Below are 3,814 nucleotides of genomic sequence, written 5' to 3'. Positions count from 1 at the left end.
CTACCGGCTGAACAACGACAACCGCGGCTGCAACAGCTGCCACGCCGACCTCGACGCGACGCTGCAACACCTCGCGCAGACCATGCATCCCTCGCCGAACAGCCCGGCGCTCGATGCCGAGATGACGGTGGACCAGTGCCTGTTCTGCCATACATACTCGCCGGGCTACATCCCCACGCAGTACGAGTTCGGCACGCTCATCCACAACGTCCACTACGGCTTGGTGTCCGACGGTCGGTTCGAGGACGAGTACAAAGGCAACTGCTACTCTTGCCACGATGCAACCAACGACGGCGAGGGCATGGCGCTGTGGGATCAGACCAAGTTCGAGCGCCTGCGCGGCGTGACGAAGGTCGAGAACGTGGAGGGCGACTTCTCCATCGACCAGGAAACCACGATGGCGCAGGAGGACATGTTCAACATGGACGCCTGGAACCGCCTGTACGACCGTATGCGCTCCGGCGCCGAGTACGCCGACACGCCCATGCCCCAGAGCCTGTTCGACAGCTGGCCCATCACGGTGGACGGCGAGGTGAACAGCCCCTACACCGCGCTTCTTCCCGACCTCGTGAAGGAAGCGGAGGAGGCCGGCGTCGTGGTGACGAAGGTTTCGAAGGAAGTGTGCAACTGGAACGGCACCGGCGCCGGCTCGGTGAGCAACGTGGAGATCACTGGCATCCCCGTGAGCTGGCTCATCGAGCGTGCGGGCGGCTACACCGACAACGCCGACATCAACGGCGTGCGCGTCATGCGCGCCGACGGCTCGTCCAAGCGCGCCATGCCGCTGGACAAGGTGGACGGCGGCGAGGCCTTCCTCGTGTACAAGATCAACGGCGAGCAGCTGACCGCGGCCAACGGCTTCCCCTGCACGAACTGGTGCGAAGGCGTCGACCCTGAAGTGAACTCCAAGCAGATGAGCGAGTACAAGGTGGCCACCGACGCGCCCGACTTCGACGACCACGTGTACGAGTTCGAGCATCACGACGGCAACCCGAACGGCTGGATCGACGCCGAGGGGAACTGGACGAACAAGCCCAACGCCACCATCCTGGGCGTGCCCGAGGGCCTCGTCATCCAGAACGGCCAGCCCTATACGTTCCACGGCTATCTGGACGCCTACGACGAGAAGATAGCGAGCGTCGAGTTCTCGATGGACTTCGGCAAAACCTGGACGAAATACGAATTGGGCGACACCGACGTCAACAAGCTCGTCTGGTTCGACTTCACCTGGACGCCCCAGGAGGAGAGCGCCTACTGCCTGCAGCTGCGCGCCACCACGGAAAGCGGTCTCGTGAGCCCGCAGATCCAGACGGTCATGGTGAACGCGAAGGACACGATGCCGACCGCCGATCAGACCGTCGTCATCGACACCCCGTCGCTCGTCGCGCCGAAGGCGGCCGTCGACGCGACGGAAGGAAAGGAGTAAAAGCGCTCATGAACAAGCCAGCTCAGAAGATCATGGCCGGCGTTGCGGGCGCGGTGCTGCTCGCATCGGGAACCGGCGCGGCCCTCGCGGCCCAGCAGCCCGCAACCGCCGAAGAAGGCTCCCGGCCCGCCGGCGCAACCCACACGGTGGCCGATTTGGACATCCGCGCCCAGTGGCTGGGCGAGGAATCCGACTACGTGCGCGTTGCGGACGTGCAGGGGTCGTTCACGTTCAACCAAGAGGGCGTCACCCCCAACGACGAGCTGTTCAACGTGTTCGGCACGGCGATCCTCTCGATGTGCTCCAAGCCCGCGCCCGAGCTCGCCGCCGAGCAGGACGGCGTCGCCAACTACTATGTGAACGTGGGCGGCCAGGTGAAGGAGAACTTCACGGTGAACCTGTCCGAGCTCGACGACGAGGAGCAGGAAGCGCTCATGGGCTGCTCGTGCGCCACGGGCTCGCCCTTCGGCCAGGCTGCCGTCATCGGCGTGCCGTTGGCATCGGTGGTGGGCATGGCCGAACTCGAAGACGGCGTGAACACCGTGACGGCCTACGGCGCCGACGGCTACGGCGAGCCGCTGCCGTTGCAGTACGCGCTCGACAAGAACGCGCTTTTGGTGTACCGGGTGAACGGCGAGGAGCTGAAGGCGTCGGAGGGATCGAGCGTGCAGCTGTGGATGCCCGAAACCGTGGCGCGCTACTTCACGCGAAACATCGCAAGCATCGAGCTCACCCGCGAGGACGCCGTGCCCGAGGTGGCCTCGGTCGACCCCATGTACCGCAACAAGATCGAGATCAAGAACACCTCCGACGGCTGCGTGTTCGAGGCGGGCGACGAGATCACGTTCGAGGACGTGGCCGACGACTGCGGAAGCCCCGTCGCGGCCATCGAGTTCTCCTTCGACGGCGGGCGTACCTGGACGGCGTGCGAGACGGACGGCGCCACCGCCGACAAGTGGGTGAACTGGCGGTTCACCACTTCGTTCGACGAGGCGGGCGACTACGAGATGACCGTGCGCGCCCGCACGGCCGACGACGTGGTGTCGCCGCTGTCCGCCAGCCTTTCCTTTGCGGTGCGCTAGCCTCCGCGATACGCTGCATCTTTCCATGAGCGGAGCCGGCATCTTCCGGCTCCGCTCAGCGTGCGCTCCCGCCGATGCGCTATACTGCGTGCAGAAACGCAAGGGGAACGCGAAAGGGGAGCGCTGCGGCATGGAGCATCGGCGGGGAATCGTGAACGTATGCGGGGCGGCGTCGGCCGCCGGGCTCTCGCTCATCTTGCTGTGGTGCACGCTCATGGGGCACACGCCCGGCTTCCTGCTGTCCTCGCTCGGTCTGGCGGAGTGGGCGAACGCCCGCACGTTCTGGCTGACGGGCATCCTCGTGCTGGCCGCGGTGCTGGCGGCGGCTCCGCGCTGGGTGGCCGCGCACGATCGCAGCCTCGCGTTCGTGATGCCGGTGATGGCCGCTGTGGGCACGGGATGCTTCGCGCTGTCGTTCCATCAGGACTTCTTCAGCCCTGCCGTCCTGGCCACGTTCGGGCTCGTGCTGGCAGGGCTCGGCTACTTCTGGTTCGCGTCGCGCTTCGTCATCCTGTTGGCGAAGACGCAGGGGTTCGCATGCGCGGTGTGGTGCATCGTGGCGGCGTTCCCGTTGCGCCAGCTGATGAGCTTGGCGCTCGACGGCTTCATCGATCCTGCCCAGCAGGTGGTCGTGGCCATCGCCCTGCCTTGCTTGGCGGCGGCGTGCTTCGAGGCGGCCCGCGCGGCCGACGGCCGACGCGGCGCGACCGACGCGTCGGGGGCGAAGGACGCCGTGCCGTCTCCGGCCGTCGGCGCGCCCGCCGCCGAGCCGAGCGTGCGGCAGCGCCAGGCGGCGGGCGACATGGTGGCCGTGCTGGTCATGGCGGGCGTGCTGCTGGCCATGGTGCGCATCTTCGGCCCCTCGGGCGCATGGGGGGATTCGAACACCACGTACTTCGACGCGCTCGGGCGCATCCCGGCCATCACGGTGCTCACCTTGTGCCTGGCGGCGTTCGCGTGGCTCGCCCTGCTGCTCATGGCGAAGCAGCCCGCGTCGGTGCGGTTCCAACCGCCCATCCTCGTGGTCATCGCCGGGCTGTTCGTCGTGGTGGTGCGCGCCCAGCTGGGCGATGCGCCGAACGCGCTGCTCGACAGCATCGTGCAGTTGAACGACCCGTTCGCCCACCTGCTGTTCTGGTCGGCGATCGCGGCCGCCTGCACGTTGTTGCCGCTGTCCGAGAACCGCATCGTCGGCATCGCGGGGCTTGCGTACGCCGCAGCCTCGGTGGTGTGGGTGGTGTTCCTGCGCGGCAGCGCCGTCGTGGAGACGACTGTCATCCTCGTGGTGGTGGCGCTCGTGATGAAC

Annotated in this window: 3 protein-coding genes; all 3 read left to right on the top strand. The window is 67.0% G+C overall.

The features are described from left to right. Positions 1-1,426, top strand: a 1,426-nt coding sequence (locus ACMO6A_RS03245; RefSeq protein ID WP_418470776.1) for a molybdopterin-dependent oxidoreductase, incomplete at its 5' end; no start/stop codon positions are given. A gap of 8 nt (positions 1,427-1,434) precedes the next feature. Then, on the top strand, positions 1,435-2,508 hold the full coding sequence (locus ACMO6A_RS03240; RefSeq protein WP_418470775.1) for a molybdopterin-dependent oxidoreductase: 1,074 nt from the start codon (positions 1,435-1,437) through the stop codon (positions 2,506-2,508). Between the two features lie 130 nt (positions 2,509-2,638). Continuing rightward, positions 2,639-3,814: LuxR family transcriptional regulator (locus ACMO6A_RS03235; protein ID WP_418470774.1), on the top strand; the 1,176-nt coding region annotated here is incomplete at its 3' end.

Source organism: Eggerthella sp., assembly GCF_048329335.1.
Taxonomy (GTDB): domain Bacteria; phylum Actinomycetota; class Coriobacteriia; order Coriobacteriales; family Eggerthellaceae; genus Eggerthella; species Eggerthella lenta.
Note: the sequence above shows the minus strand (reverse complement) of the source record. Positions and strands in the feature narration are given on the sequence as shown.